The sequence below is a fragment of the Pseudoduganella sp. jia 12 genome (assembly GCF_055502675.1).
Genome location: NZ_JBUXKP010000013.1, coordinates 148488 through 173529 on the forward strand (window position 1 = coordinate 148488; position 25042 = coordinate 173529).

Genomic DNA, 25042 nt, shown 5'->3' on the forward strand with positions numbered 1-25042 from the left:
GCAACGCCAGCGGCCGATAGTTTTGGGTTTTGCAGTACAGCTCGCTTATAATTTCCGCTTAATGCCTGCCACAGAAACACTCGTAGTGGCGCACGCAAGAGTTTTACCACCGCGACGAGGATCGTTAATGTACAGGGCAGGCGTCAGTTTTTCCATTCTCGGGCATGCTGCCTGGGCGCCCGGCGTGACGACGGCGCAAGAGTGGGCAGCCTGGGCCGCAGCGCCGGCACCGATTGCCCATGAAGGCGAGCCCGGTGTGCGGGCCATGCCGGCGATGTTGCGCCGTCGTCTCGGCCAGTTGGGCAAGATGGCGCTCGAAACAGCTTACTCGGCGCTCGGCGGGCGCGCCGGCGTTCCCACCGTGTTCTGTTCGCGCCATGGTGAAACGGCGCGCGCCATCGCATTGCTGGATGACCTGGCGGGCGGCGTGCCGCTGTCGCCGACCGCGTTCGGCATGTCCGTGCATAACGCGAACGCCGGCCTGTTTTCCATCGCGCGCGGCGACCGGGCCAATCACATCGCGCTCGCGGCCGGCAGCGGCACGCTCGAGCATGCAGTGATCGAGGCTTGCGGATTGCTGGCCGACGGCGAGCCGGCAGTGCTGCTCGTTGCCGCCGATTGTCCGTTGCCGTCCGTGTTCGCGCCCTTTGCCGACCGCGCCGAGCAGCCGCACGCCTTCGCGTGGTTGATGGCGGCGGAAGGGGAAGGGGAGCGGCTGTCACTGCATTGGGCCGCCGCCGATGCGGACGAGGAGAGCGGCGGCCTGCCCGGCACGCTCGACGTGCTGCGCTTCCTTGCCGGCGGCGCGGCGCAACTGGAACGCACCGCTGGACGGCAGCGCTGGCGCTGGAGCCGCGATGGTTGAACGACTGGGGCGGTACTGGCGCGTGGGCGCCACCGGCCTGTCTTTCGCATTGTTCGGAGTAGGGGGGCTGCTGATGCGGCTGGCCGTGTTCCCGCTGCTTCACCTGCTGGTATGGCGGCGCGAACGGCGTGTGGCGGCGGCGCGCACGATCATCCGCCTGGCGTTTCGCACCTACGTCGACGTGATGCGCGCGCTCGGCGTGCTGCGCTACGAAGTGCGCGGGCTGGAAAAGCTGGACCGGCGCGGTCTGCTGATCCTGGCGAACCACCCCACGCTGATCGACACGGTATTCCTGATGGCGTTCGTGCGCAACGCGGACTGCATCGTCAAGGGCACGCTGTGGAACAACCCGTTCACGCGGGGGCCGGTGCGGGCGGCGGGCTATATCAGCAATGACGGCGGAAAGAGCGGAGGCGACGGCGAGGGCCTGGTCAGGGACTGCATCGCCTCGCTGGAGAGCGGCAACAACCTGATCATTTTTCCGGAGGGGACGCGCACCCCCGCCAGCGGCACCATCAGCCTGAAGCGGGGCGCCGCGAACGTGGCGGTGCGCGGCGCGCGCGCCATCACGCCGGTGGTGATCCGGTGCGATCCGCCCACGCTGGGCAAGGGAGAAAAATGGTGGCGGGTGCCGCCGCGCCGGGTGCTCTTCTCGCTCGAAGTGCAGGATGACCTGGCGGTGGAACCATTCATCCACGGCAGCAGCGACGTGATGGCGGCGCGCCGGCTGACCGAATTTTTACAGAACTATTTTACGGGGAAGTACCAAGGCCATGCTTGAACAAGAAGTGAAGGAACTGATCATCGACGTGCTCCAGCTGGAGGACATCAGCCCGAAGGATATCGATACGGATGCGCCGCTGTTCGTCGACGGACTGGGGCTCGATTCGATCGATGCGCTCGAACTGGGCGTGGCCCTGCAGAAGAAATACGGCATTTCGCTCTCGGCAGACTCGGAAGATACGCGCCGCCATTTCGCCTCCGTGCGGGCGCTGGCGGCGATGATCGAAACCAATCGCAAGCAATGAGGAGTGCACATGATTGATCTGACCACCATGAGCGGCGAAGAGCTGCAGACCTGGGTCATCGACCTGCTGGCCGACATGTTCGAGCTGGACAAGGCATCGCTGACCGCCGAATCGAACCTGTACGACGACCTGGACATCGACAGCATCGACGCCGTCGACCTGGCCGTGAAGCTCAAGCAGCTGACGGGCAAGCGCCTGGCGCCGGAAGTGTTCAAGACGATCCGCACGATCGGCGACGTCGTCGACGCGCTGGCCGGCATGGCGGAGCCGGTGGCCTGAACGGATGCTGAGCAATGTCGTGGCCGTGGCCGTCACGGTGCTATACCCGCTTGCGATCTGGCTGGGCCATGGCCGCTTCGAGCCGCGCTGGCTTGCGCTGCTGCTGCTGCTGGCCGCCGCGGCGCGGCTGCCAGCGCTGAAGATCTCGGCGGCCGCGCGCTGGTCCGTGGCCGGCGCGCTGGTGCTGGTCGGCTGCGCCGTGTGGAGCAACGTGCTGCTGCCCCTGAAACTGTATCCGGTGCTCGTCAACGTGGCGCTGCTGGTCGCATTCAGCGCCAGCCTGGCCACACCCGTTTCCGCCATCGAGCGCATGGCGCGGCTGTCTGGCGAGGAGTTTGCGCCGATCGCCAGCGCCTACATGCGTACCGTCACGCAGGTGTGGTGCGGCTTCTTTGTCTTCAATGGCGCCGTGGCGCTGGGCACGGCACTGTGGGCCAGCGACGCCGTGTGGTCGCTCTACACGGGCCTCGTTTCCTACATCCTGATGGGAGTGCTGTTCGGCGGGGAATTCCTCGTGCGGATACGCTTCAAGCGACTGCATCATGTCTGAGTATCATGGTAACCCCGTGACCACGCTGGCCGTGCGGCTCGCCGCGCGGCCGTCTTCCATTCCCGTTGGCGTGCGCGCCGGCGCTGCCGTGGATACGGCCGCCTTCCTGGCGCGCCTCGATGCATGGCGCGCGTTGCTGCAAGACCGCGACGGCAGCCAGTTTGCACTGTACCTGGAAGACAGCATCGAGTTCGCCGCGGCGCTGCTGGGCGCCTGGCAGGCCGGCAAGACAGTCTGGCTGGCAGCCGATACGCTGGACGCCACCTGCGCCAACCTGCGTGGCCACGTGCACGGTTTCCTCGGCGAGTTCCCCGCGTCGTGCGCACCGCTGGCGCCGGGCGAAGCCGGCAGCGGCACGCCTGTCCTGGCCCCGCTGCGCGAACTCGACCCGCAAGCCGATGCGCTGGTGGTCTTCACCTCCGGCAGCACCGGCGCGGCGCAAGCCATTCCAAAGAAGCTGCGCCAGATGGCCAGCGAAGTCGACACGCTCGAAGTGCTGTTCGGCCGGCGCGCCGGCGACGCCGCCGGGATCGCAACCACGGTCATTGCCACCGTTTCGCACCAGCACATCTATGGCCTGCTGTTCAAGGTGCTGTGGCCGCTGAACACGGGCCGTGCCATCCATGCGGCCAGCATCGCCTTCCCGGAAGCGCTGGCGCCGGCGCTGGCCGCGCAGCGTTGCGTGCTGGTCGCCAGTCCGGCGCACCTGAAGCGCCTGCCGGCGCACCTGGACTGGCAAGGCGCGCGCGACAACGTGGCCGCCGTGTTCTCGTCCGGCGGCCCGCTGCCGGCCGATACCGCGCAAGCCTGCGGCAAGCTGCTGGGCAGCATTCCCGTCGAGGTGTTCGGCAGTTCGGAGACGGGCGGCATCGCGTGGCGCCAGCGTGCCGCGCTGCCGGCCGTCGTCGACGATGCGTGGACACCATTTCCCACCGTCGGCTGGCGCCTGGCCGACGGCTTCCTCGAAGTGCGCTCGCCGCACCTGCCGGACGACGGCTGGCTGCCGCTGGCCGACCGCGCCCGCGAGCTGGCAGGCGGGCGGTTCCAGTTGCTGGGCCGCGGCGACCGCATCGCCAAGATCGAGGAAAAGCGCATCTCGCTCGACGCCATCGAAGCCGCGCTGCTTGCGTCGGGATTCGCCGCCGAAGCCCGCGTGGCGCTGTGCGAGCCGGACGCCGGCCAGCGCCAGGTGCTGGCCGCCTTCGTTGTGCCGACCAAGGCCGGCCGCGCCGTGCTCGAAGGCGAAGGCAAGCTGGCACTGAACGCGCGCCTGCGCACCGTGCTGGCCGGCGTGGTGGATGCGGTGGCCCTGCCGCGCCGCTGGCGCTACCTGGACGCATTGCCCGTCAATGCGCAGGGCAAGACCACCGTGGCGGCATTGCTGGCGTTGCTCACGCCGGCACCGCGGCTGCCGCAGGTGCGCGAACTGGAACGCGACGCCGACGGCCGCCGGGTGCTGCTGGAAATCATCGCCCCCGCCAACCTCGCATACTTCGACGGTCACTTCACGGAAGCGCCGATCCTGCCGGGCGTGGCCCAGGTGGAATGGGCAATCCGGTATGGCCGTGACTATTTCGCGCTGCCGGCCGCGTTCCGCGCGATGCACGCGCTGAAGTTCCAGCACGTGATCCAGCCCGACATGCCGGTGCAGCTGGAAATGCTGCACGATCCGGCCAAGGCCCAGCTGACGTTCGCCTTCCGCTCGTCGTCGGGCCAGCATGCCAGCGGCCGCATCCTGTTCCATCCGGAGCCAGGGCGTGGCTGACATGTTCAACCCCTGCGCCGTCGTCCCCGTCTACAACCACAAGGGCGCGATCGGCGCCGTCACGGGCCGGCTGCTGGCGCATGGCCTGCACTGCGTGCTCGTCGACGACGGCAGCACGGCCGCCTGCGCCCGCGTGCTGGACGACATCGCCGCCGCCGAACCGCACCGCGTCACGCTGGTGCGCCTGGCCGTCAATGGCGGCAAGGGCGCCGCCGTGCTGGCGGGCATCGCCCGCGCCACGGACCTCGGCTACACCCACGTCCTGCAGATCGATGCCGACGGCCAGCACGACACGGCCGACGTGCCCCAATTCCTGGAGCAAGGCAGGGCACGGCCCGATGCCGTGATCTGCGGCTGCCCGATCTACGACGAGTCGGTGCCGAAGGCGCGGCTGTATGGCCGCTACGCCACGCACATCTGGGTATGGATCAACACGCTGTCGTTCGACATCCGGGATTCGATGTGCGGCTTCCGGGTCTACCCGGTGGCTCCCGTCAATGCGCTGGCGGCCAGCAGGCGGCTGGGCCGGCGCATGAACTTCGATACCGACGTGCTGGTGCGGCTGTACTGGCGCGGGGTGGAGATCGTCAACCAGCCCACACGCGTGCGCTACCCGGAAGACGGCGTGTCGCATTTCCTCGTCTGGCGCGACAACGTGCTGATCTCGGCCATGCACACGGCCCTGTTCTTCGGCATGCTGCCGCGCATTCCGCTGCTGCTGGCCCGCAAGTGGAGGCGCCGGTGACCGGAAAAACCGCCGTCGACGACAGCCGCCGCCACTGGGCGTCGATCGACGAAGTCAGCTTCGTGGCCGGCATGCGCTTCCTGTTCTGGATCTGCCGCGTGTTCGGCCGCTGGCCGTTCCGCATCGCGCTGTACCCGGTGCTGGGCTGGTACCTGCTCACGCAGGGTCGGGCGCGGCGCGCCTCGCGCGACTACCTGCGCCGCGTGCGGGCCCATACCGGCAAGCCGGCCGGCGGCGTGCTGGCCCACTTCGCCAGCTTCGGCGAGAACCTGCTCGACAAATTGCTGCTGTGGGGCGGCCTGTACCGGCTCGACGGCGTGCGCTTCCATGGCGCGGACGTCATCGAGGATGCCGTGGCGCGAGGCACCGGCGGCGTGCTGGTCTGCTCGCACCTGGGCAATGTGGAGCTCACGCGCGTGCTGTCGCGCCAGCGCAATGACATCAAGTCCACGGTGCTCGTGCACACCAAGCACGCGCAGGCGTTCAACCGCCTGATGGGCAAGCTGAACCCGGAAAGCCAGACCAACCTGCTGCAGGTGACGGAAATGACGCCGGCCACGGCGATGATGCTGTCCGAACGGATCGGCCGCGGCGAATTCGTCGTCATCGCCGGCGATCGCGTGCCAGTGTCCGGCAACGAGCACGTGGCATCCGCGCAATTCATGGGCGAGACGGCACCGTTCCCGGTCGGCCCCTACCTGCTGGCCGGCATCCTGCAATGCCCGGTCTACCTGCTGTTCACCGTATGCGTCGACGGCGTCACCGAAGTGCACATCGAGCGCTTCCGCGATGGCGTGCGGCTGCCGCGCAAGGGCCGCACCGAGGCGCTCGCGTCGATGGCCCAGGCCTACGCGGCCCGGCTGGAACACCATGCCGCGCGGGCACCGCTGCAGTGGTTCAATTTTTACGATTTCTGGCACCTGCCGGAACAGAACAAGAAACTGGAAGACAACGATGCAACTCAATGACATGCAGGCTGACGTCAAGGCTGAATTCGAGGCTGAACTCGAGGCCACGCGGCGCGCGGTCCGGTTCGACCGCGACCGGCTGACGATCGAAGACATCGCCGACATCGCCCATGGCCGTGCCGGCGCGGAGCTGTCGCCGGATCCGGCATTTCGCGCCACGATCGCGCGCGGCGCCGATTTCCTCGACCGCCTGCTGCGCGAGGATGGCACCGTGTATGGCGTGACGACGGGCTACGGCGATTCGTGCACCGTGACCGTGCCGCCCGAGCTGGTGCCGGAACTGCCGCACCACCTGTACACATACCACGGCTGCGGCCTGGGCGAGTATTTCGATGCGGCGCAGACGCGCGCCATCCTGGCCGCCCGGCTCGCATCGCTGGCCAAGGGATACTCGGGCGTGTCGGTCGAGCTGCTGCTGCAGATCACCCGCCTGCTCGACGCCGGCCTGCTGCCGCTGATCCCGTCCGAAGGCTCGGTGGGCGCTTCCGGCGACCTCACGCCGCTGTCCTACCTGGCGGCGGTGATGTGCGGCGAGCGTGAGGTGTTGCGCAACGGCGAGACCGTCGATGCCGCCGTCGCGCTGCGCGAGGCCGGCATCACGCCACTGCGCCTGCGGCCGAAGGAAGGCCTGGCGATCATGAACGGCACCGCCGTGATGACGGCGCTGGCCTGCCTGGCCTACGAACGCGCGGAATACCTGGTGAAGCTGGCAACCCGCATCACCGCGCTGGCGTCCTACACGCTGGACGGCAATGCCCACCATTTCGACGAAGTGCTGTTCTCCGTGAAACCCCACCCGGGCATGCAGCACGTGGCCGCGATGCTGCGCCACGACCTGCCCACCACCGAGTGGGAGCGCAACGGCAAGCGCTTGCAGGACCGCTACTCGATCCGCTGCGCGCCGCACGTGATCGGCGTGCTGGCCGATGCGATGCCGCTGTTCCGCCAGAACATCGAGAATGAGCTGAACAGCGCCAACGACAACCCGCTGATCGACGGCGACAACGAGCGCGTGCTGCATGGCGGCCATTTCTATGGCGGCCACGTGGGCTTCGCAATGGATGGCATGAAGAATGCCGTGGCCAATGTGGCCGACCTGCTGGACCGCCAGATGGCGCTGCTCGTCGATGCCCGCTACAACAACGGCCTGCCGGCCAACCTGTCCGGCAGCACGGGCCCGCGCGCGGCGATCAACCATGGCCTGAAGGCGCTGCAGATCAGCGCCTCGGCGTGGACGGCCGAGGCATTGAAGCTGACGATGCCCGCCTCGGTGTTCTCGCGTTCGACGGAATGCCACAACCAGGACAAGGTCAGCATGGGCACGATCGCCGCGCGCGATTGCCTGCGCGTGCTGGAACTGACCGAGCAGGTCGTGGCGGCGCTGCTGATCACGGTACGGCAGGGGGCCTGGCTGCGCGGCCGCGCAAGCCCGGAACTGGCGCTGCAACCACATCTGGCCGCGATGATCGAGGCGCTGGACATCGCGCCGATCGACGAGGACCGCCGCCTGGACGGCGAACTGCGCTCGCTGGTGGCGCGCATCCGTGGCCGGGCCTGGGAGTTGTATGCGCAAGGTTAAGGAGAGCCGCTGGTTCGCCGAGGTCGACATGGAAGTCCAGTTCTTCGACCTGGATCCGATGGAGATCGTCTGGCACGGCAACTACGTGAAATACCTCGAAGTGGTGCGCTGCGCGCTGCTCGACAAGATCGGCTACAACTACCCGCAGATGAAGGAATCCGGCTATGCGTGGCCCGTCGTGGACATGCACCTGCGCTACGTGGCCCCGGCCACGTTCGGCCAGAAGATCCGGCTGCGCGCCGATATCGTCGAGTGGGAAAACTGCCTGAAGATCGATTACCTGATCACGGACGCGGCATCGGGCAAGCGCCTCAATCGCGCCACCACCACGATGGTGGCGGTGAATATCGCGAGCAACGAGATGTGCTATGTGTCGCCGCCCGTGCTGCTGACAAAACTGGGACTGCAATGAAAACAATGATGACGATCGCCGTGCTGGTTCTCTCCGCCGCGGGCGCGCAGGCCGCCGTGCCGGTGGCGAAGATCCAGGCGATGCTGGCCAAGCCCAAGGTGATGTGCGGCCGCTTCGACCAAAGCAAGACGCTGGCCGGCATGAAGAAGCCGCTGGCCGCCAACGGCCGCTTCTGCGTGGTGCAGGAAAAGGGCGTGCTGTGGCGCACGCTGCAGCCGTTCCCGAACACCCTGCGCCTGACCAAGGGCGAGATCGTCCATTACCAGGGCGACCGCGTGGCGATGCGCCTCGACGCCAGGACGGAACCGACGGTGCGCATGATCAACCAGGTGCTGTTCTCGCTGCTGGCCGGCGACCTGGCGCAGCTCGAACAGTTGTTCAAGGTGGACGGCACCGTGGGCGCCGCCAGCTGGAACGTCACGCTCGAAGCGCGCGAGCCCGCGCTGGCCAAGGCGATCGGCACCATCAAGCTCGATGGCGGCGCCTACGTGAACAATATCGTCATCAGCGAAGCATCCGGCGACCGCACGAGCATCGTGTTCTCGAAGATCGAGGCGGGCGACAAGGCGATGACCGCCGAAGAGGCGGCGCTGTTCTGATGATGACGCGCGGACGCACGCTTGCGCTGGCATGGCTCGTCGCCGTGGCCCTGCTGCTCGGCCATAACGGCTACCTGTGGCTGGTCAAGCGCATCGTGCCGGACACGGACATCATGGCCCTGCTGCCCGTGCAGGAACGCGACCCGATCCTGCAGCGTTCCTTCGCGCATATGGTGGATGCGGCCCAGCAGCGCGTGATCGTCCTCGTGGGCGCCGCCGAATGGGACGACGCGAAGCGGGCCGCGGACGCCTATTCCGCCGTGCTGGCGAAACATCCCGGCCTGTTCGACAAGGCGTCGGCGGGCGACAGCGTGCAGGCCGAATGGCTGTCGCTGTTCCAGCAGCACCGGCTCGTGCTGATGACGCCGGCCCAGCAGGCACAACTGCAGAAGGAGGGCGCGGCGTTCTGGTCTCAGCAGGCGCTGGCGAAACTTTACGCGCCGTTCGGCGGCCCCAAGCTGGGGGCCTGGCAGGACGACCCGTTCGGCCTGTTCTCCGGCTGGGTGCAGGAGCGGGCGCAGGAAACGCCGGTGCGGCCACGCGACGGCCACCTGTTCGTGGCCGACGATGAAAAACAGTATGTGCTGCTGCCGCTGAAGCTGAAGGTGCCCGCGCTGTCGATGACGGCGCAGGGCCAGGTGCTGCCGGTGCTCGAGGCGGCCGTGGCCGCGGCGCGCGAGGCCGCGCCGCAGGCGCGCGTGATCCAGGCCGGCGTGGTCCTGCATGCCGCGAATGCCGGTTCGCAGGCCAGCCGGGAAATGCACACGATCGGCGCCGGGTCCGTTGCCGGCATCATCCTGCTGACGTGGCTCGCGTTCCGCACCCTCAAGCCGATCGCGCTGATCCTGACGTCGATCGGCGTGGGCGTGCTGGGAGCGCTGTCGGTGTGCTGGCTGCTGTTCGGGCAGATCCACCTGATGACGCTCGTGTTCGGCGCCAGCCTCGTGGGCGTGGCGCAGGATTACGGCATCTACTTCCTGTGCAACCGGCTCTCCGCCGGCGAATCGGTCGACTCGCGCGCGCTGCTGAAAAAGCTGCTGCCCGGCCTCGCGCTCACCTTGCTGGCCGCCGTCATCGGCTACATGGGCCTGGCGTTCACGCCATTCCCGGGCCTGCGCCAGATGGCCGTGTTTTCCGCGCTGGGGCTGATCTTTGCGTGGCTCACGGTGATCTGCTGCTTCCCGCAATTGATCGGCCCGCGCAGCCTGAAGGGTGGCGTGCTGGTGCAACGCTACGGCGCGGCATTGGCGCGCTGGCCGCTGCTGCGCGCCAATGCCGGCACGTGGATCGCGGTCGCGGCGTTCGGTGCCGTGGCCGCATTCGGTATCTCCAAACTGGGGGCGAACGATGACATCCGCCTGCTGCAAAACCCGCCGAAGCACCTGGTTGACGACCAGATCAAGCTGGGCAAGCTGCTCGACGCGCCCACGCCGGTGCAGTTCTTCCTCGTGCGCGGCGATTCGGCCGAAACCGTGCTGCAGCGCGAGGAAGCGCTGAAGCTGCGGCTCGACCGCCTGGTGGCTGCAGGCAAGCTCTCGGGGTACCAGGCCGTGTCGAACTGGGTGCCGTCGGCGCGCACGCAGCAGGAGCGCCGCGCGCTGGTCGACCTGAAGCTGCTGGGAACGGACGGGCCGCTGGCCGCTGTCGCGCGGCAGGCCGGCGAAGATGCAGGATGGGTCAAGGCAACGGCGGATGCGTTGCGCGCGGCCGGCACGCCGCTCGGCATCGATGCGTTCATGGCGGCGCCGGCCAGCGAGCCGTGGCGCCACCTGTGGCTCGGCAAGGAGCATGGCGAATTCGCCAGCATCGTCGCGCTGCGCGGGCTGTCGATGGCGGCCGTGCCGCAGGTGCGCCCGCTGGCCGATGGCCTGGCCGGCGTGCAGTGGGTCGACAAGGTGGAAGAGATTTCGTCGGTACTGGGCCGCTACCGCGTGAACATGGGCTTTGTCGTGCTGGCGGCCTACTGCGTGGTGTTCGTGCTGCTGCTGCCGCGCTACCGGGGCCGGGCATGGCGCGTGATCGCGCCGACTGCGCTGGCCAGCGTGGCCACGCTGGCGATCCTCGGCTACGCGGGCCAGAACCTGCAGCTGTTCCACGTGCTGGCGCTGATGCTGCTGCTGGGCGTGGGCGTCGACTACGGCATCTTCATGCAGGAAGAATCGGGAAGGAGCGCTGACCGCAAGGATGCGACACCTTGGCTGGCGGTGGGCCTGTCGGCGGCCAACACCTTGCTGGCATTCGGCCTGCTGGGTCTGTCGAATACGCCGGCGTTGCAGGCGTTCGGGCTGACCATGCTGCTCGGCACGCTGCTGGTATGGCTGGCGGTTCCCTGTTTCGGTGTATCCCACAATATAAAAGAGAAAACAAATGCAGATGCAATTGGAATCAGCTGACATCCTGATCGTTGGCGCGGGGCCCGCCGGTTCCGTGGCCGCGGCGCTGCTGCGCAAGCAGGGCCGCCAGGTGCTCGTGATCGAGCGCGAACAGTTCCCGCGCTTTTCGATCGGCGAAAGCCTGCTGCCGCAGAGCATGCAGTACCTGGAGGAGGCGGGCATGCTGCGCGCCGTCGTCGAAGCAGGCTTCCAGTACAAGAACGGCGCCGCCTTCATGAGGAACGGCGTGTACACGGACTTCGATTTCCGCGACAAGCACTCGGAAGGCTGGGGCACCACGTACCAGGTGCAGCGCGCCGACTTCGACCACCTGCTGGCGAAAGAGGCCGAAAAGCAGGGCGCCGAGATCCGCTTCCGCCATGAAGTGCTGGACATCGCGCTGGGCCAGCCGGGCGGCCGGGCGCTTGTCACGGTAAGGAACCCGGATGGCGGACAGTACCAGGTCGACGCCGGCTTCATCCTCGATGCCAGCGGTTTCGGCCGCATCCTGCCACGCCTGCTGAAGCTGGAAACGCCGTCGAACTTTCCCGTGCGCGGCGCGATCTTCACGCACGTACAGGACGGTATCGGCGCTCGCGGTGGCTCCGAACCCGGCTTCGACCGCAACAAGATCCGCGTCACCGTGCACCCGAAGCACACGAACGTGTGGTTCTGGACGATTCCGTTCGCCGGCGGCCGCTGCTCGCTGGGCGTCGTCGCCGAAACGTCGTACCTCGAGCAGTACCAGGGTTCGCCGACCGAGCGGCTGCAAATGATCGTGGCCGAGGAACCGTCGCTGGCCGCGCTGCTGGAAAACGCCACGTGGGACACGCCGGCGCGCCAGATCACCGGCTATTCGGCCAATGTCGACAAGCTGTGGGGGGAAGGCTACGCACTGCTGGGCAATGCCGGCGAATTCCTCGACCCGGTGTTCTCGTCGGGCGTGACGATCGCCGTGCGGTCGGCCAGCCTGGCCGCCGCCGCGCTGAAACGCCAGTTCGCCGGCGAAACGGTGGACTGGCAGGCCGACTACGGTGCGCCGCTGCGCCGCGGTGTCGATACTTTCCGTGCCTTTGTCGAATCGTGGTACAAGGGCGGTTTCCAGACGATCATCTTCCATGAGCGCCAGCAGCCGGAAATCCGCCGCATGATCTCGGCGATCCTCGCGGGCTACGCGTGGGACCAGTCGAACCCGTATGTGAAAGAGACGGCGCGCCGGCTGGCGGCCCTGGAGGCGGCGTGCGAGCTCGGTTGATTTCAGCATTGGCGCTGGCCGCCGCGCTGGCCGGTTGCGCTTCGGCGCCGCCACCACCCGCCAGGCTCGGGCTCAAGCTGCCCCCGGCCGCGCTGGGCGAGACGATCAGCGTGCAGCAGCACCTGAAGGTGGAGCGAGCGGGCCGCACGGACGATATGGACGTGGCGCTGCAGGTCGAGCCGGAAGCGATCGACATGGTCGGCCTGGCGTTCGGCCAGCGCGTGCTGACGGTGCATTTCGACGGCAAGGAAGTGAAGGAATGGCGGCACGTGATGTTGCCGCGCCAGGTGCGTGCGGAAGACGTGCTGGAAGACATGCAGCTCACGCTGTGGCCCGTGGAAGCGGTGGCGCGGGCGCTGCCGGCCGGCTGGCGCATCGAAGAGGAAGGCCTGCGCCGTACGCTGTACCTGAACGATGAGCCCATCATGAAGATCGCCTACAGCGGCCAGCCGCGCTGGAGCGGCACGGTCGTGCTGGAGAACCTGCGGTATAAATACCGGTTGACGATCCAGTTCGCCCCCGAATGAAGAGTTGGTGATGAAAGCAATGAACGTCTACCTGAACGAATGCGGCATCGTGTGCGCGCTGGGCAGCGGCCTCGCCGAAGTGCGGGCGAACCTGTTCGCCGGCCAGAGCGGCGTGCTGCCCACGGCCGACTGCTCGCCGGGGCGCGAGCTGCCGCTGGGGCAGGTGCGCGCCGCGCTGCCGTCCGTCGAGCATCTGCCGCTTGCGTGGCGCAGCCGCAACAACGCGCTGGCGCTGGCCGCACTGGCGCAGATCCGTCCGGCCGTCGATGCGGCCGTGGCGCGTTTCGGCGCGGACCGGGTAGGCGTCATCGTCGGCACCAGCACGTCGGGCATCGCCGAAACGGAGAAAGCGCTGATGTACCGCGCCGCGCACGGGGAACTGGCGCCAGGCTTCCACTATGGCCAGCAGGAGATGGGGTCGCCGGCCGCCATGCTGGCCGAGGAACTGAAGATCGGCGGGCCCGCCTATGCGCATTCGAGCGCCTGCTCGTCCAGCGCCAAGGCGATGGCCAGCGCCGCGCGCCTGATTCGCATGGGCCTGTGCGACGCGGTGGTGACGGGCGGCGCCGATTCGCTGTGCGCCTTCACGGTGGCAGGTTTCTCGGCGCTGGAATCGGTCAGCGCCGCGCGCTGCAACCCCATGAGCGCGCACCGCAACGGCATCAATATCGGCGAAGGCGCCGCGCTGTTCCTGCTGACGCGCGAACCGGCGGCGGTAAGGCTGGCCGGCTGGGGCGAATCGTCCGACGGCCACCACATGTCGGCGCCCGATCCGGCGGGCACCGGCGCGCGGATTGCCATGACCGACGCGCTGCGCCGCGCCGGCCTGCAGCCGGCGGACATCGACTACATCAACATGCACGGCACGGCCACGCAGCAGAACGATGCGATGGAATCGAAGGTGATCGCCGACCTGTTCGGCTGCGAGATGCCGGCCAGTTCGACGAAGCCGTTTACCGGCCACACGCTGGGTGCCGCGGCGGCGATCGAGGCGGCCCTGTGCTGGATCGCGCTGCAACCGGACAACGACCAGGGCGCGCTGCCACCCCACCTGTGGGACGGCGCGCCCGACCCCGCATTGCCGGCGCTGAACCTGGTGCCGGCCGGCGCCACGCTGGGCCGGCCATTGCGCCGCGTGATGAGCAATTCCTTTGCCTTCGGCGGTTCGAACGCCGTGCTGGTGCTGGCACGCGGCGAGACGGAGGCGGCCATTCCACCGGTCGCCGACATCCTCCCGCATTCCGGCCAGATGGTGCTGCTCGACCGCGTGATCAGCGCGGGCGACGACGACCTGTGCGCCGAGGTGACGATCCGGCCGGACAGCATGTTCTGCGACGGTACGGCCGTCGGCGCGTGGGTCGGCATCGAATACATGGCGCAGGCGATCGCGGCGCATGCCGGCTGGCTGGCGCGCCGGCGCGGCGATCCCGTCAAGGTCGGGTTCCTGCTGGGATCGCGCAAATATGAAGCGGGCATTCCCGCATTTACAGTGGGCAGCGTGCTGCACGTGCACGCGCACCGCGCGCTCCAGGGCGACAACGGCCTGGGCGCGTTCGAGTGCCGGATCGACACCGGGGGCAGCACGGTGGCCACGGCCACCGTCACGGTGTACCAGCCCGACAATGTCAATGAGTTTCTTTCAGGTGGAACAGCGGTATGAGTACGGAACAACTTAACAACGGGCCGATGGCACGGCCGCCAAGCGTGCTGGTGACGGGATCGTCGCGCGGCATCGGCAAGGCGATCGCGCTGCGCCTGGCGCGCGACGGTTATGACGTGGTGCTGCATTGCCGCAGCGGGCGCGCCGAAGCCGACGCGGTGGCCGCGCAGATCGTCGAGATAGGACGTGCTGCGCGCGTGCTGCAGTTCGACGTTGCCGACCGTGCCGCCACGGCCGCCGCACTCGAGGCGGACATCGCCGAGCACGGCTGCTACTACGGCGTCGTCACCAATGCCGGCATCGCCCGCGACAATGCGTTCCCCGCGATGCCCGGCGAAGACTGGGACATCGTGCTGCGCACGAACCTGGACGGCTTCTACAACGTGCTGAACCCGCTGGTGATGCCGCTGGTACAGCGCCGCAAACCGGGCCGCATCGTCACGCTGGCGTCCGTGTCCGGCCTCGTGGGCAACCGCGGGCAGGTCAACTACAGTGCGGCCAAGGCGGGCATCATCGGCGCCACGAAGGCGCTGGCGCTGGAACTGGCCAAGCGCGCCATCACGGTGAACTGCGTGGCACCCGGCCTGATCGAAACGGACATGACGAGCGAGGTGCCGATGGACGAGGCGCTGAAATTGATTCCCGCGCGCCGCATCGGCAAGCCGGAAGAGGTGGCCGCCGCCGTCAGCTTCCTGATGGGCGAGGATGCCGCCTACATCACGCGGCAGGTCATTTCCGTCAACGGTGGCCTGGCATGAGCCGCCGCGTCGTCGTCACCGGCATGGCCGGCATCAGCCCGATCGGCAATGACTGGGCCGCCGTGCGCCGGCGGCTGGGCGAGTTTCGCAACGCCATCGTGCGGATGGAGGAGTGGGCCAGCTACGAAGGCCTGAACACGAACCTGGGCGCGCCGGCCGCGCCGTTCGAACTCACGGCGCGCTACAACCGCAAGACCACGCGCAGCATGGGCCGCGTGGCGCTGATGGCCACGCGCGCCAGCGAACTGGCGCTGCAGGATGCGGGCCTGCTCGACCATCCTCTGCTCACGTCGGGCCGGATGGGCGTGTCGTTCGGTTCCTCGGCCGGCACGCCGAGCGCCATCGGCGACTTCGGCCGCATGATGGAGGACCGCACCACGAAGGGCATCAATGCCACCACGTACATCAAGATGATGGCGCACACGGCACCGGTCAATATCGGCGTGTTCTTCGGCATGACGGGGCGGGTCTACACCACGTCGTCGGCGTGTACGTCGGGCAGCCAGGGTATCGGCTATGCGTATGAAGCGATCAAGAGCGGTGCGCAGACGGCGATGCTGGCCGGCGGCGCCGAGGAACTCGACGCCACCGAGGCGGCCGTGTTCGACACGCTGTTCGCCACGAGCACGCGCAACGATGCGCCGCACACGTCGCCGCGCCCGTTCGACGGGCAGCGCGACGGCCTCGTGATCGGCGAGGGCGCCGGCGCGCTGGTGCTGGAAGAGCGCGAGCATGCGCTGGCGCGCGGCGCCACGATCCACGCCGAACTGGTGGGCTTCGGCACCAACAGCGACGGCGTGCACGTGACGCAGCCGAACGCGGAAACGATGAAGACGGCCATGCTGCTGGCGCTGGAAGACGCAGGGCTCGCACCGTCCGCGATCGGCTACGTCAACGCGCACGGCACCGGCACCGCCCAGGGCGACGTGGCCGAATCGCACGCCACGCAGCAGGTGTTCGGCAGCGCCGTGCCGATCAGCTCACTGAAAAGCTACATGGGCCACACGCTGGGCGCCTGCGGCGCGCTGGAAGCATGGATCAGCATCGAGATGATGCGCGAGGGCTGGTTCGCGCCCACCGTCAACCTCGACGCCGTGGACCCGCAATGCGCCCCGCTCGACTATATCGCCGGCGAAGGCCGCGCGCTGCTGTGCGAGTACGTGATGTCCAATAATTTCGCGTTCGGCGGCATCAACACGTCGCTGATCTTCAAGCGCGTCTGAAAAGAAGAAACCAGGTTTATCCACCACAGCAAAGGAAGAAAAATGAAAAAAGCGATGTTGACGATGGTTCTCGCGGCAAGCGCCATCGCCACCCTGCCGGCCGTCGCGGCGGACCGCCAGATGATGATGCCGATCGAAGGCGCGATGAACGTGAACGACGCGAAAGGGCGTTTGGGCGACACGGTGAAGTTCTACTTCGGCGACCAGAAGACCCCGAAGGTGGCGTCGAAAATTACGTCCGACAGCACGAGCCAGAAGACCAACAGCGTCGGCAAGTCGCCGGAAGAAGCCTGCAACTGGGCGTTCCTGTCCGCCATGCTGGCACTGAAGAAGAAGGCTGAGTCGGTAGGGGCCAACGCGGTGGTCAACATCGTCAGCAACTACAAGCACAAGGAAATGTCGAGCCAGACGGAGTTCGAATGCCATGACGGCAACATCGTCAGCGGCGTGGCGCTGAAGGCCGAATTCGTCAAGCTGGCCGACTGAGGCCATGGCGGCCGCGCACGTGTGGCTGGCCCGTATCGACGGGCTGGACGAGGCGCGGCTCGCACAGTATCGGCAGTGGCTCGGCGCCGGCGAACGCGAACGCACCTTCGTGCGCGAAGCGCGCCGGCGCCAGTTCATCGCCGCGCGGGCGCTGCTGCGGATCGCCATCGGCGCGCTGCTGCACGTGCCGGCACGGTCCGTGGAACTGGGCGGGGCACCCGGCCGGGCGCCCTGGCTGGTGTCGCCGGGTGTGCCGTTGCCGGGGCTGTCGGTGTCGCACAGCGGGCCCTGGGTGTCCTGCGCGGCCAGCCTGGATACGGCGCTCGGGCTGGATATCGAGATGAAGGATGCTGCGCGCGATGTCGCCGCGCTGGCCGAACATGCGTTCGATGCGGCCACGTGCGCGCGCCTCGCCGCGCTGCCCCGGGAGGGGCAGGTCGAGGCGTTCTATCGCGAGTGGAGTGCGCAGGAGGCGCGGGTCAAGCTGGGGGGGGAGGCTGGCGGCACGTATGCGTTGCCGCATGAGGAGTTGGCGGTAGCGGTGTGCAGCGCCGTGCCGCTGGCGCGGCCCGTGTTGCTGGAAGTCGTGGAGCTGTGACTACTGCCACAGCCAGTTCCAGAACCCCGGCAGCCGCGGATGTTCGGCGGCGCTGTCGACGGTGCTGGCCAGCGCGGCCCGTTCCAGCGCGTCGCGCTCGTCGTAGAACGGCTTCGCGGCCACGGGCATGTCGAGTTCGCGGGCGACGTCGACGAGGATGCGCAGGTAGACCTCGAGATTGCGGGCCGTATAGCTGTTCACGTCGTGGAACGTGACGACGACCGGCGTGGTGCCGTCGACGGTGTGCATGGCGCCGGCGGCCCAGCGCTTGCGGGTTTCCGTGAGCATGGCCAGCATGTTGGAGCGCTTGTGCCAGCTGAAGTTGACGCCCCAGATCTTGCCGTCGTTGGCGTTCAGGTCCGTCAGCAGCATGCGCAGGCCGTGGCGGTGGTAGTTGTCCAGCGTGGCGGCGTCGTAGGCCCAGAACGGCGGGCGCACGAGGCGCGGCGCAGTGCCGGTCAGCGTGCGCAGGTCGTCCACGCCGCGGCGCAACGAGTCGTCCAGCTCCGCCGTCGCCATGAAGCGGTGGTTGGCATGCGTGGCGGTTGCCGAATGCAGGGCGACCACATGGCCCTCGGCATGTTCGCGCTGGATGAGCGCGCGGCCGACGTCGGTGCCGCCGCCGTGCCAGTGGCGCGTTTGCGTGAAGAACACGGCCTTGATGCCGGGCTGCACGGCGTTGTGGGCAAGGGTGTCGAGTACGCGCACGGTGGAGTTGTCGCCGCTGGAGCCGCTCGGGCCGTCGTCGAAGCTGAGCAGGAAGCGTATCGGGGCCGGCGCGGCCGGCGTATCGGGAACGCGCTCCGGCGCCAGCGGGGCGGGGCACAACGCGGGCGGCGCGGCGGGCAGGGGCGCTGGCCCGGTGTCCTGCGCATGGGTCAGGTTCGCCGCAGCGGCAAGAACGACAAGCAGCAAGGTTCGGAACGGCACGTTGAAAGCTCGGGATGAAAATCGGGGCTGCATTATAAATTGGCGAAAGCGGGCGTGCCCGCATCAATATTGGGGAAAATTGTATGAATGTTCAGCCACAGCGCGCCCAGGCGGCGGCGCCCACCGATCCGCACGTGCCGGAAACGGAATTCGGCAAATGGTTCCTGCGCACGCCAACGTGGACCGTGCACGTGCTGGAACGGGCGCTGGCCGACCTCGATCGCCTGATGCCCGCCGGTCGCAAGAGCTTCGACGTGGTGGCCGACGTGGGTTGCGGTTACGGCCGCTCGCTGGCCAAGCTGCACGAGCGCTTCGCGCCGAAGCGGCTGATCGGCATGGACATCGACCCGGAGATGATCGATGCTGCCGGCAAGGAAGTGGCGCAGCACGGCATCGCGGCGGAATTCGTCTGCTGCTCCAGTTCGAACATCGCCTTGCCCGATGCGTCCGTGGACCTGCTGTTCTGCCACCAGACGTTCCACCACCTGATCGACCAGGAGCGCGCGATCGCCGAATTCTTCCGGGTGCTGAAACCGGGCGGCGTGCTGCTGTTCGCGGAATCGACGCGGCGCTATATCCATTCGTGGATCATCCGCCTGCTGTTCCGCCACCCGATGGACGTACAGAAGACGGCACCCGAATACCTGGCGATGGTGCGCGACGCCGGCTTCGATGTGCCGGACAGCGCCGTGTCGTATCCGTTCCTGTGGTGGAGCCGCGAAGACCTGGGCCTGCTGGAGACTGTATTGCGCATCAAGCCGCCGGCCGTGCGCGAGGAAACGCTGATCAACCTCGTGGCCAGGAAGCCCTGAGCGGCTACCTGTCCGGGAGCCGGGCGGCGGTTGTCCGTTGCCCGCTTGTGCTGTATTTTGTGCATTCTTTCATCGACCATCACGCCTGCCCATGAGCCAGACGCACCACGCAAGCCAGTTCACGCTGTTGAAGCAGCGGCGCTTTGCGCCATTCTTCTGGACCCAGTTCCTGGGCGCCTTCAACGACAACCTGTTCAAGACGGCGCTGATCGTGGTGCTCACGTTCGACGCGGCCAGCTGGACCACGCTGTCGCCGTCGATCGTGACGAACCTGATCCCTGGCCTCTTCATCCTGCCGTACGTGCTGTTTTCCGCCACCTCCGGCCAGATCGCCGAGAAGTTCGAGAAATCGGCGCTGGTCAGGTTCGTCAAGTGGGCCGAGATCGTCATCATGGGCATCGCCGCCCTCGGGTGGATGACGCACAGCCTGTGGCTGCTGGTGCTGGCCGTCTTCGCGATGGGCACGCACTCCACGCTGTTCGGCCCCGTCAAGTATTCGTACATGCCGCAGCAGTTGAAACCCGAGGAACTCACGGGCGGCAACGGCATGGTGGAGATGGGTACCTTCGTCGGCATTCTGCTGGGCCAGGTGTTCGGCGACGTGCTGGTGATGCACGGCGAGATGGGCATTCCCGCGGTGGCTGCCGCCACCGTCGGCTTCGCGGTGCTCGGCCTGGTGGCCAGCTACCGGATTCCCGTCACGCCGGCCTCGGCACCGGACTTGCGGATCGCATGGAATCCGTTCGCGGAAACGGTGCGCAACCTGAAGTACTCGTCCGGCAACCGCACGGTGTTCCTGTCGATGCTGGGCAATTCGTGGTTCTGGTTCTATGGCGCGATGATCCTGGCGCAGTTCCCCGTGTACGCGATGACGTACCTGAAGGGCGACCACAGCGTGTTCGTGCTGCTGCTGACGGTGTTTTCGCTGGGGATCGGCGCCGGTTCGCTGTTGTGCGAGAAGCTGTCCGGCCACAAGGTGGAAATCGGCCTGGTGCCGTTCGGATCGATCGGCCTGTCGCTGTTCGGCATCGACCTGTATTTCGCCAGCCAGGGTTATGCCGTGCCGGCCGGCACCATCGATGCGGCCGCCATGCTGGCGCAGCAGGGCAGCTGGCGCATCCTGTTCGACGTGGTGATGATCGGTATCTTCGGCGGCTTCTTCATCGTGCCGCTATTCGCGCTGATCCAGCTGCGCTGCGATCCGAAGCACTTGTCGCGCACGATCGCCGGCATGAACATCCTGAACGCGCTGTTCATGGTGGCGGCGGCCGGCGTGGCGATCCTGCTGCTGGGCCAGGGCCTGACGATTCCCGAACTGTTCCTGGCCACCGCCATCATGAACGGCCTCGTGGCCGTCTACATCTTCTCGCTGGTGCCGGAATTCCTCATGCGCTTCCTGGCCTGGCTGCTGATCCACACGGTGCACAAGGTGAAGGTGGTCGAAGCGGGCCGCATCCCGGAGCAGGGCGCCGCAGTCCTCGTCTGCAACCACGTCAGCTATGTCGACGCGGTCGTCATCATGGCGGCCAGCCCGCGGCCGATCCGCTTCGTGATGGACCACCGCATCTTCAAGACGCCGATCCTGGGCTGGATCTTCCGCACCGGGAAGGCGATCCCGATCGCGCCGGCCAAGGAAGACCCGTGGCTGCTGGAGAAGGCCTACGTGGACATCGCCCACGCGCTGCACGATGGCGAACTGGTGTGCATTTTCCCCGAAGGGCGCCTGACAACGACCGGCGAGATGAACGAATTCAAGGGCGGCATCGCCAAGATCATCGAGCGCTCGCAGGTGCCGGTCATTCCGATGGCGCTGCGCGGGCTGTGGGGCCACGTGCTGTCGCGCAGCCAGGACAACGTGTTCGAGCGCGCCTTCCGCAAGGGCCTGCGTTCGCGGCTTGCGCTGGCGGTGGGCCAGCCGATGCCGCCGGATGCAGCCACGCCGGAGGTGCTGCAGCAGGCGGTGCTGGCGTTACGCGGAGATTGGAAATAAAGGGAAGAAGCGATGCCGATGCGCAGGTGTACAACTCGTTACAATTAGATCACACAAGTTGCAGTTTCCTTTCTAAAATGTTGCCTCCTTTCCCATGCATAGAAGAGAGACAACGAACATGACCCGTAACTGGAAAGCCGCCCTGTCGGTAGCAACCCTGGCCCTGCTGGCCGCCTGCGGCGGCGATGACGATCCGGCGGAGACTTCCACCGGTACCGGCACCTCGGGCGCCTACTCGGTGGTGGTGACGCAGGACTTCCAGCGGGGCACGGAAGGCTGGGTTGGCGAGTCGAGCGACTACACGACCGACACCGCGCCCGCCAACGTCGTCTTCGAACACCGCAGCACCGACGACCTGGGCATCAGCGGCTACAAGGACACGAAGGCCTACTACGTAAGCGGCACGAACCGCAGCGACGACCTGCTGCTGTATGTGAAGAAGCAGATCACCGGGCTGGTGGCCAACACGGAATACACATTCGCCGTCACGTCGCTGAACCTGCTCAGCAATGCCCAGTCGGGCTGCATGGGCGTGGGTGGCGCGCCGGGAGAATCCGTGTGGGTGATCGCCGCCGCGTCGGCCGCCGAACCGAAACCCGTCACCACGAACGGCGACGTCCGCCTCAACATCGACCACGGCAACCAGGCGGCCCCCGGCGCCGCGTCGATGATGCTTGGTAACATCGCCAACGGCCTGCCATGCGAAGGCGCGCCGAAATACGCATCGAAAATGGTGCGCAACAATACCGGCTTCAAGGTGAAGACCGATGGCGAAGGCAAAGTCTGGGTATTGCTCGGCATCGACTCCGGCTTCGAGGCGACCACCAGCATCTACCTGCAGAACGTGACGATGACGTTCGTGCCTTACGTGGCCCCGACGACCACCTGATCTGCCGCTCTTCGGCAACAGCCTCCCGCCACCGGCCGGGAGGCTTTTTTATTGCTGAGCTGGCATCAAAACAACACCGGAAAGCGTGTCGTTCGCCCAGGGCTTCAGTACGGTGATGAAAGCTGGGACGATACGTATCACTTCTTTTCACTCGACCGGATATTGCCATGGCCGCCCACGGTTGGGCTGCTCAAAGCGGTGCCAGTTACTCGGTTGCCGAGATCGGCCCGAAGGTCCGCTTGAACGGCGCGTGCCCTGCACGCACGCATGGCGAAGGTGAGCTATTCACGACTCATGTGTGCCATACTGGAGCGATGGAAAAACGTCGAGACAAGCTCACCGCACTCTATATCGATGCCGTTCTCAATGGCCAGCCAGGCTTCGAGCCGTCCCGCTGTCTGCAAGCCCTTCTCGACGTTGGCATCTCGCGGATCACCGCCGAGCGCCTGGTTGCGCAAGAGAACGTGCGGCGCAAGTCGCCGGCTGTGCTGTCGTCGTCGGCGGAATAACGGGCCTGGCATCGACAACCTGTGCAACCAGGATGCGCCGCGCGCCCGCAGCGTCCTGAAAGGTTCGCTTCGGGTTGGGCAGGGCCTGTCCCGGCCGGCCGCAACCTGCCAAAATCGGTCTTCTCATCGAACGACCTGGGGCACATTTTATTGTTTGCCTGCAGGCGCGGCCGGGGTTTCGCTTGGCATGCTCCGTGCCTGCCAAGCGGCAATGGCGTGACGCTTCTACTCTTTCTTTTCCGCGGTTTGGTTCACGACCTCGCCGCCATGGCCCGGCAAGTTTCGGCGCAGTGGTGGCATGCCTGCGCGCAGCGCTGGCAATGGTCCGCCTCGTGCTGTGCGCACTCGTCGCCGCATGCCTGGCAGACGTCGGCGCACAAGCCGCAGAGTGCAGCGGCAAACTGGCTGCCGCGCGCCATGCAGGCCGCGGCGAGGCGGCAAATCTGTGCGCAGTCGATATCGAGGGCGATGCAGCGCGCCATCATCTTGACGTCTTCCTCGGCAAGGCAGGCGGTCGAGCAGTTGTCGCACGCGGTGGCGCAGGCGTTACAGGCATCGATGCATTCACGGAAGTCCTGGTCGTTCATGAAGTTCTCCGAAATGATGGTGGCCGGTCGGGGCCGGCACGGTGAGATGTGCGGGAGGCCAGGCGTGGGTTCGGCCGCCGCTCCCGCTGGCGAAAAGCGAATTTTCGCTTGTGCGGCCACGAACCGGCACACGTTTCGGATTGTCATCCATCGCGCTGCCGGGGCATTTGCTGCAAGCCCGACTGCGCGTGCCACCAGCCAGCGCCGTTGCGTCGACCGGCGCGAGAGGAGAGGCGGGGTGTGACCGGGGAGGCAATCCACCACGTCAACGGCCTGCCGGCGACTGTTCGGCGCCAGGCAATGGCAAAATTGCCATCATGTTGAAAACGATGTCAAACGCTGTCGCTTATTGGTGACTCTAAAGTCATTTAATGCGTGCGTTTCTGATTTGTATTAGAATGATCGTTCATTCTATCGCGCAACGCCCCCACAAATCAGAAAGACCAGGTATGGCACACACGCTCTCCCGCCCGCCGCTGCGTTCGGCCGGCATTCTTTTCCTCGCATGCGCGGCGGCGCTGACCGCCGGCTGCGATTCCGACAAAAAACAGCAGGCCGGCGCGCCGGGCGGCAAGATGCCGCCGCCGCAGGTGGCTGTCTACACGGTGCAGCCGGAAGCGCTGGCCGTGGTCACCGAACTGCCGGGCCGCACGTCCGCGTTCCAGGTCGCCGAAGTGCGTCCGCAGGTCGCCGGTATCGTAAAGAAGCGCCTGTTTACGGAGGGCGCCGATGTGAAGGCTGGCACGCCGCTGTACCAGATCGACCCGGCCACCTACCAGGCCACGTTCAGCGCGGCCAAGGCGGCGTTGACCCGTGCCGAAGCGAACCTGCTGACGGCCGGCCCGAAAGTGAAGCGCTACAAGGAACTCGTGGAGATCGAAGGCGTGAGCCGCCAGGACTATGACGACGCCGTGGCTGCCGAAGCGCAGGCCCGTGCCGACGTGGAATCCGCGAAAGCGCAGTTGCAGAGCGCGCGCATCAACGTCGGCTACACGACCGTGGAAGCGCCGATCTCGGGCCGCATCGGCCGCTCGAATGTGACTGCTGGCGCGCTGGTGACGGCCAACCAGGAATCGGCCATGACGACCGTGCAGCAGCTCGACCCGATCTATGTCGACGTCACGCAGTCCAGCGGGGAACTGCTGCGCCTGAAGAAGTCGCTGGAAAGCGGCGGCGTGACGAAATCGGCCGGCAAGGTCACGCTCAAGCTGGCCGACGGCTCCACCTACGCGCAGGAAGGCAAGCTGCAGTTCGCCGACGTGGCCGTGGACCCGGGCACCGGCAACGTGACGTTGCGCGCGCTGTTCCCGAACCCGAAGCATGATCTGCTGCCGGGCATGTTCGTGCGCGCCGTCGTCGAGAATGGCGTGAACGAGCAGGCGATCGCCGTGCCGCAGCAAGGCGTGACCCGCAACCAGAAGGGCGAAGCCACGGCGCTGGTACTGAACCGGCAGGGCATCGTCGAGCAGCGCGTGATCGCCACCACCGGCACCAGCGGCGACAAGTGGCTGGTGAGTTCCGGACTGGCCGCCGGCGACCGCGTGATCGTCGAAGGCATCCAGAAGGTGAAGCCGGGCGCACCCGCTGTCGTGGCACCTGCCGCCGCCAACACCGCCGCCGCCAAGCCGGCCGCCGCGGCTCACTAAGCAAGCAGGA

At 67.0% G+C, this 25042-nt stretch carries 26 protein-coding genes and 1 pseudogene; 25 read left to right on the top strand and 2 right to left on the bottom strand.

What is annotated here, in order from left to right; translation table 11 throughout:
* The first annotated feature begins 127 nt into the window (after positions 1-127).
* The 20 genes and pseudogenes from ACY65G_RS25620 (at position 128) to ACY65G_RS25715 (ending at position 17669) form a co-directional block, all read left to right on the top strand.
* On the top strand, positions 128-865 hold the full coding sequence (locus ACY65G_RS25620; protein ID WP_465000105.1) for a beta-ketoacyl synthase chain length factor: 738 nt from the start codon (positions 128-130) through the stop codon (positions 863-865).
* Complete coding sequence (locus tag ACY65G_RS25625; RefSeq protein WP_465000106.1) at positions 858-1646, top strand: lysophospholipid acyltransferase family protein; 789 nt, start codon at positions 858-860, stop codon at positions 1644-1646. Before ACY65G_RS25620 ends, ACY65G_RS25625 begins: the two co-directional genes overlap by 8 nt.
* A complete protein-coding gene (locus ACY65G_RS25630) occupies positions 1639-1893 on the top strand; it encodes a phosphopantetheine-binding protein (protein WP_130188152.1) in 255 nt (84 codons plus the stop codon). The genes ACY65G_RS25625 and ACY65G_RS25630 overlap by 8 nt, the downstream gene beginning before the upstream one ends.
* A 9-nt stretch (positions 1894-1902) precedes the next feature.
* Complete coding sequence (locus ACY65G_RS25635; protein WP_465000107.1) at positions 1903-2172, top strand: acyl carrier protein; 270 nt, start codon at positions 1903-1905, stop codon at positions 2170-2172.
* A 4-nt stretch (positions 2173-2176) separates the two neighbouring features.
* A complete protein-coding gene (locus tag ACY65G_RS25640) occupies positions 2177-2722 on the top strand; it encodes a COG4648 family protein (protein ID WP_465000108.1) in 546 nt (181 codons plus the stop codon).
* A complete protein-coding gene (locus ACY65G_RS25645; RefSeq protein WP_465000109.1) occupies positions 2715-4487 on the top strand; it encodes an ApeI family dehydratase in 1773 nt (590 codons plus the stop codon). The genes ACY65G_RS25640 and ACY65G_RS25645 overlap by 8 nt, the downstream gene beginning before the upstream one ends.
* 1 nt (position 4488) lies before the next feature.
* A complete protein-coding gene (locus tag ACY65G_RS25650) occupies positions 4489-5232 on the top strand; it encodes a glycosyltransferase family 2 protein (RefSeq protein WP_465000171.1) in 744 nt (247 codons plus the stop codon).
* The gene (locus ACY65G_RS25655; protein WP_465000110.1) at positions 5229-6200 is read left to right on the top strand and encodes an LpxL/LpxP family acyltransferase; all 972 of its coding nucleotides are present in this window, start codon (positions 5229-5231) and stop codon (positions 6198-6200) included. The genes ACY65G_RS25650 and ACY65G_RS25655 overlap by 4 nt, the downstream gene beginning before the upstream one ends.
* 1 nt (position 6201) lies before the next feature.
* The gene (locus ACY65G_RS25660; protein ID WP_465000172.1) at positions 6202-7779 is read left to right on the top strand and encodes an HAL/PAL/TAL family ammonia-lyase; all 1578 of its coding nucleotides are present in this window, start codon (positions 6202-6204) and stop codon (positions 7777-7779) included.
* Positions 7766-8191, top strand: a complete 426-nt coding sequence (locus tag ACY65G_RS25665) for an acyl-CoA thioesterase (protein ID WP_465000111.1) — start codon at positions 7766-7768, stop codon at positions 8189-8191. Before ACY65G_RS25660 ends, ACY65G_RS25665 begins: the two co-directional genes overlap by 14 nt.
* The gene (locus tag ACY65G_RS25670) at positions 8188-8790 is read left to right on the top strand and encodes a LolA family protein (protein WP_465000112.1); all 603 of its coding nucleotides are present in this window, start codon (positions 8188-8190) and stop codon (positions 8788-8790) included. The genes ACY65G_RS25665 and ACY65G_RS25670 overlap by 4 nt, the downstream gene beginning before the upstream one ends.
* A 2-nt stretch (positions 8791-8792) precedes the next feature.
* Positions 8793-11183 (top strand): MMPL family transporter, encoded by a 2391-nt coding sequence (locus tag ACY65G_RS25675; protein ID WP_465000173.1) that lies wholly within the window; start codon positions 8793-8795, stop codon positions 11181-11183.
* Positions 11164-12417, top strand: coding sequence for an NAD(P)/FAD-dependent oxidoreductase (locus ACY65G_RS25680; protein ID WP_465000174.1), 1254 nt, complete (start codon positions 11164-11166; stop codon positions 12415-12417). The genes ACY65G_RS25675 and ACY65G_RS25680 overlap by 20 nt, the downstream gene beginning before the upstream one ends.
* Positions 12414-12944, top strand: a complete 531-nt coding sequence (locus tag ACY65G_RS25685; protein ID WP_465000113.1) for a DUF3261 domain-containing protein — start codon at positions 12414-12416, stop codon at positions 12942-12944. The genes ACY65G_RS25680 and ACY65G_RS25685 overlap by 4 nt, the downstream gene beginning before the upstream one ends.
* Positions 12945-12963: 19 nt before the next feature.
* Positions 12964-14136 (top strand): annotated as a pseudogene (locus tag ACY65G_RS25690) (beta-ketoacyl-ACP synthase); the annotation flags it as partial.
* Complete coding sequence (locus ACY65G_RS25695; RefSeq protein ID WP_465000175.1) at positions 14125-14604, top strand: hotdog family protein; 480 nt, start codon at positions 14125-14127, stop codon at positions 14602-14604. The pseudogene ACY65G_RS25690 and the gene ACY65G_RS25695, both read left to right, overlap by 12 nt.
* Entirely contained in the window at positions 14601-15362 is a 762-nt protein-coding gene (fabG, locus tag ACY65G_RS25700; protein ID WP_465000114.1) for a 3-oxoacyl-ACP reductase FabG, read from the top strand. Before ACY65G_RS25695 ends, fabG begins: the two co-directional genes overlap by 4 nt.
* On the top strand, positions 15359-16585 hold the full coding sequence (locus tag ACY65G_RS25705) for a beta-ketoacyl-ACP synthase (RefSeq protein ID WP_465000115.1): 1227 nt from the start codon (positions 15359-15361) through the stop codon (positions 16583-16585). The genes fabG and ACY65G_RS25705 overlap by 4 nt, the downstream gene beginning before the upstream one ends.
* Positions 16586-16627: 42 nt before the next feature.
* Positions 16628-17071 (top strand): excinuclease ATPase subunit, encoded by a 444-nt coding sequence (locus tag ACY65G_RS25710; protein ID WP_465000116.1) that lies wholly within the window; start codon positions 16628-16630, stop codon positions 17069-17071.
* 4 nt (positions 17072-17075) lie between these two features.
* Positions 17076-17669: a 4'-phosphopantetheinyl transferase family protein gene (locus ACY65G_RS25715; protein ID WP_465000117.1), complete on the top strand. Its 594-nt coding sequence runs from the start codon at positions 17076-17078 to the stop codon at positions 17667-17669.
* On the opposite strand, the gene ACY65G_RS25720 is transcribed toward ACY65G_RS25715, so the two are convergent.
* Positions 17670-18599, bottom strand: coding sequence for a polysaccharide deacetylase family protein (locus tag ACY65G_RS25720; RefSeq protein ID WP_465000118.1), 930 nt, complete (start codon positions 18597-18599; stop codon positions 17670-17672).
* Positions 18600-18682: 83 nt separating this feature from the next.
* Here ACY65G_RS25720 and ACY65G_RS25725 point away from each other — a divergent pair, with 83 nt between their 5' ends.
* From ACY65G_RS25725 to ACY65G_RS25740, 4 genes are all read left to right on the top strand, one after another.
* Positions 18683-19411 (top strand): class I SAM-dependent methyltransferase, encoded by a 729-nt coding sequence (locus ACY65G_RS25725; RefSeq protein WP_465000119.1) that lies wholly within the window; start codon positions 18683-18685, stop codon positions 19409-19411.
* Positions 19412-19502: 91 nt separating this feature from the next.
* Complete coding sequence (locus ACY65G_RS25730; RefSeq protein WP_465000120.1) at positions 19503-21401, top strand: MFS transporter; 1899 nt, start codon at positions 19503-19505, stop codon at positions 21399-21401.
* A gap of 118 nt (positions 21402-21519) precedes the next feature.
* Positions 21520-22290: a hypothetical protein gene (locus ACY65G_RS25735; RefSeq protein WP_465000121.1), complete on the top strand. Its 771-nt coding sequence runs from the start codon at positions 21520-21522 to the stop codon at positions 22288-22290.
* 167 nt (positions 22291-22457) lie between these two features.
* Positions 22458-22799 carry a hypothetical protein gene (locus ACY65G_RS25740; protein WP_465000122.1) on the top strand — a complete coding sequence of 114 codons (342 nt, stop codon included), beginning with the start codon at positions 22458-22460 and terminating at the stop codon, positions 22797-22799.
* A gap of 251 nt (positions 22800-23050) precedes the next feature.
* On the opposite strand, the gene ACY65G_RS25745 is transcribed toward ACY65G_RS25740, so the two are convergent.
* On the bottom strand, positions 23051-23386 hold the full coding sequence (locus tag ACY65G_RS25745) for a four-helix bundle copper-binding protein (protein ID WP_465000123.1): 336 nt from the start codon (positions 23384-23386) through the stop codon (positions 23051-23053).
* Between the two features lie 449 nt (positions 23387-23835).
* Here ACY65G_RS25745 and ACY65G_RS25750 point away from each other — a divergent pair, with 449 nt between their 5' ends.
* Positions 23836-25032 (top strand): efflux RND transporter periplasmic adaptor subunit, encoded by a 1197-nt coding sequence (locus ACY65G_RS25750; protein ID WP_465000124.1) that lies wholly within the window; start codon positions 23836-23838, stop codon positions 25030-25032.
* The last annotated feature ends 10 nt before the right edge of the window (positions 25033-25042 follow it).

Bases quoted from the DNA above. Each gene is read 5' to 3' on its own strand.
- ACY65G_RS25645 (WP_465000109.1), top strand. From the start codon at position 2,715: ATGTCTGAGTATCATGGTAACCCCGTGACCACGCTGGCCGTGCGGCTC.
- ACY65G_RS25670 (WP_465000112.1), top strand. From the start codon at position 8,188: ATGAAAACAATGATGACGATCGCCGTGCTGGTTCTCTCCGCCGCGGGC.
- ACY65G_RS25660 (WP_465000172.1), top strand. From the start codon at position 6,202: ATGCAGGCTGACGTCAAGGCTGAATTCGAGGCTGAACTCGAGGCCACG.
- ACY65G_RS25730 (WP_465000120.1), top strand. From the start codon at position 19,503: ATGAGCCAGACGCACCACGCAAGCCAGTTCACGCTGTTGAAGCAGCGG.
- ACY65G_RS25715 (WP_465000117.1), top strand. From the start codon at position 17,076: ATGGCGGCCGCGCACGTGTGGCTGGCCCGTATCGACGGGCTGGACGAG.
- ACY65G_RS25620 (WP_465000105.1), top strand. From the start codon at position 128: ATGTACAGGGCAGGCGTCAGTTTTTCCATTCTCGGGCATGCTGCCTGG.
- ACY65G_RS25640 (WP_465000108.1), top strand. From the start codon at position 2,177: ATGCTGAGCAATGTCGTGGCCGTGGCCGTCACGGTGCTATACCCGCTT.
- ACY65G_RS25675 (WP_465000173.1), top strand. From the start codon at position 8,793: ATGACGCGCGGACGCACGCTTGCGCTGGCATGGCTCGTCGCCGTGGCC.
- ACY65G_RS25725 (WP_465000119.1), top strand. From the start codon at position 18,683: ATGAATGTTCAGCCACAGCGCGCCCAGGCGGCGGCGCCCACCGATCCG.
- ACY65G_RS25630 (WP_130188152.1), top strand. From the start codon at position 1,639: ATGCTTGAACAAGAAGTGAAGGAACTGATCATCGACGTGCTCCAGCTG.
- ACY65G_RS25625 (WP_465000106.1), top strand. From the start codon at position 858: ATGGTTGAACGACTGGGGCGGTACTGGCGCGTGGGCGCCACCGGCCTG.
- ACY65G_RS25735 (WP_465000121.1), top strand. From the start codon at position 21,520: ATGACCCGTAACTGGAAAGCCGCCCTGTCGGTAGCAACCCTGGCCCTG.
- ACY65G_RS25635 (WP_465000107.1), top strand. From the start codon at position 1,903: ATGATTGATCTGACCACCATGAGCGGCGAAGAGCTGCAGACCTGGGTC.
- ACY65G_RS25745 (WP_465000123.1), bottom strand. From the start codon at position 23,386: ATGAACGACCAGGACTTCCGTGAATGCATCGATGCCTGTAACGCCTGC.
- ACY65G_RS25750 (WP_465000124.1), top strand. From the start codon at position 23,836: ATGGCACACACGCTCTCCCGCCCGCCGCTGCGTTCGGCCGGCATTCTT.
- ACY65G_RS25705 (WP_465000115.1), top strand. From the start codon at position 15,359: ATGAGCCGCCGCGTCGTCGTCACCGGCATGGCCGGCATCAGCCCGATC.
- fabG (WP_465000114.1), top strand. From the start codon at position 14,601: ATGAGTACGGAACAACTTAACAACGGGCCGATGGCACGGCCGCCAAGC.
- ACY65G_RS25665 (WP_465000111.1), top strand. From the start codon at position 7,766: ATGCGCAAGGTTAAGGAGAGCCGCTGGTTCGCCGAGGTCGACATGGAA.
- ACY65G_RS25710 (WP_465000116.1), top strand. From the start codon at position 16,628: ATGAAAAAAGCGATGTTGACGATGGTTCTCGCGGCAAGCGCCATCGCC.
- ACY65G_RS25650 (WP_465000171.1), top strand. From the start codon at position 4,489: ATGTTCAACCCCTGCGCCGTCGTCCCCGTCTACAACCACAAGGGCGCG.
- ACY65G_RS25680 (WP_465000174.1), top strand. From the start codon at position 11,164: ATGCAATTGGAATCAGCTGACATCCTGATCGTTGGCGCGGGGCCCGCC.
- ACY65G_RS25740 (WP_465000122.1), top strand. From the start codon at position 22,458: ATGGCCGCCCACGGTTGGGCTGCTCAAAGCGGTGCCAGTTACTCGGTT.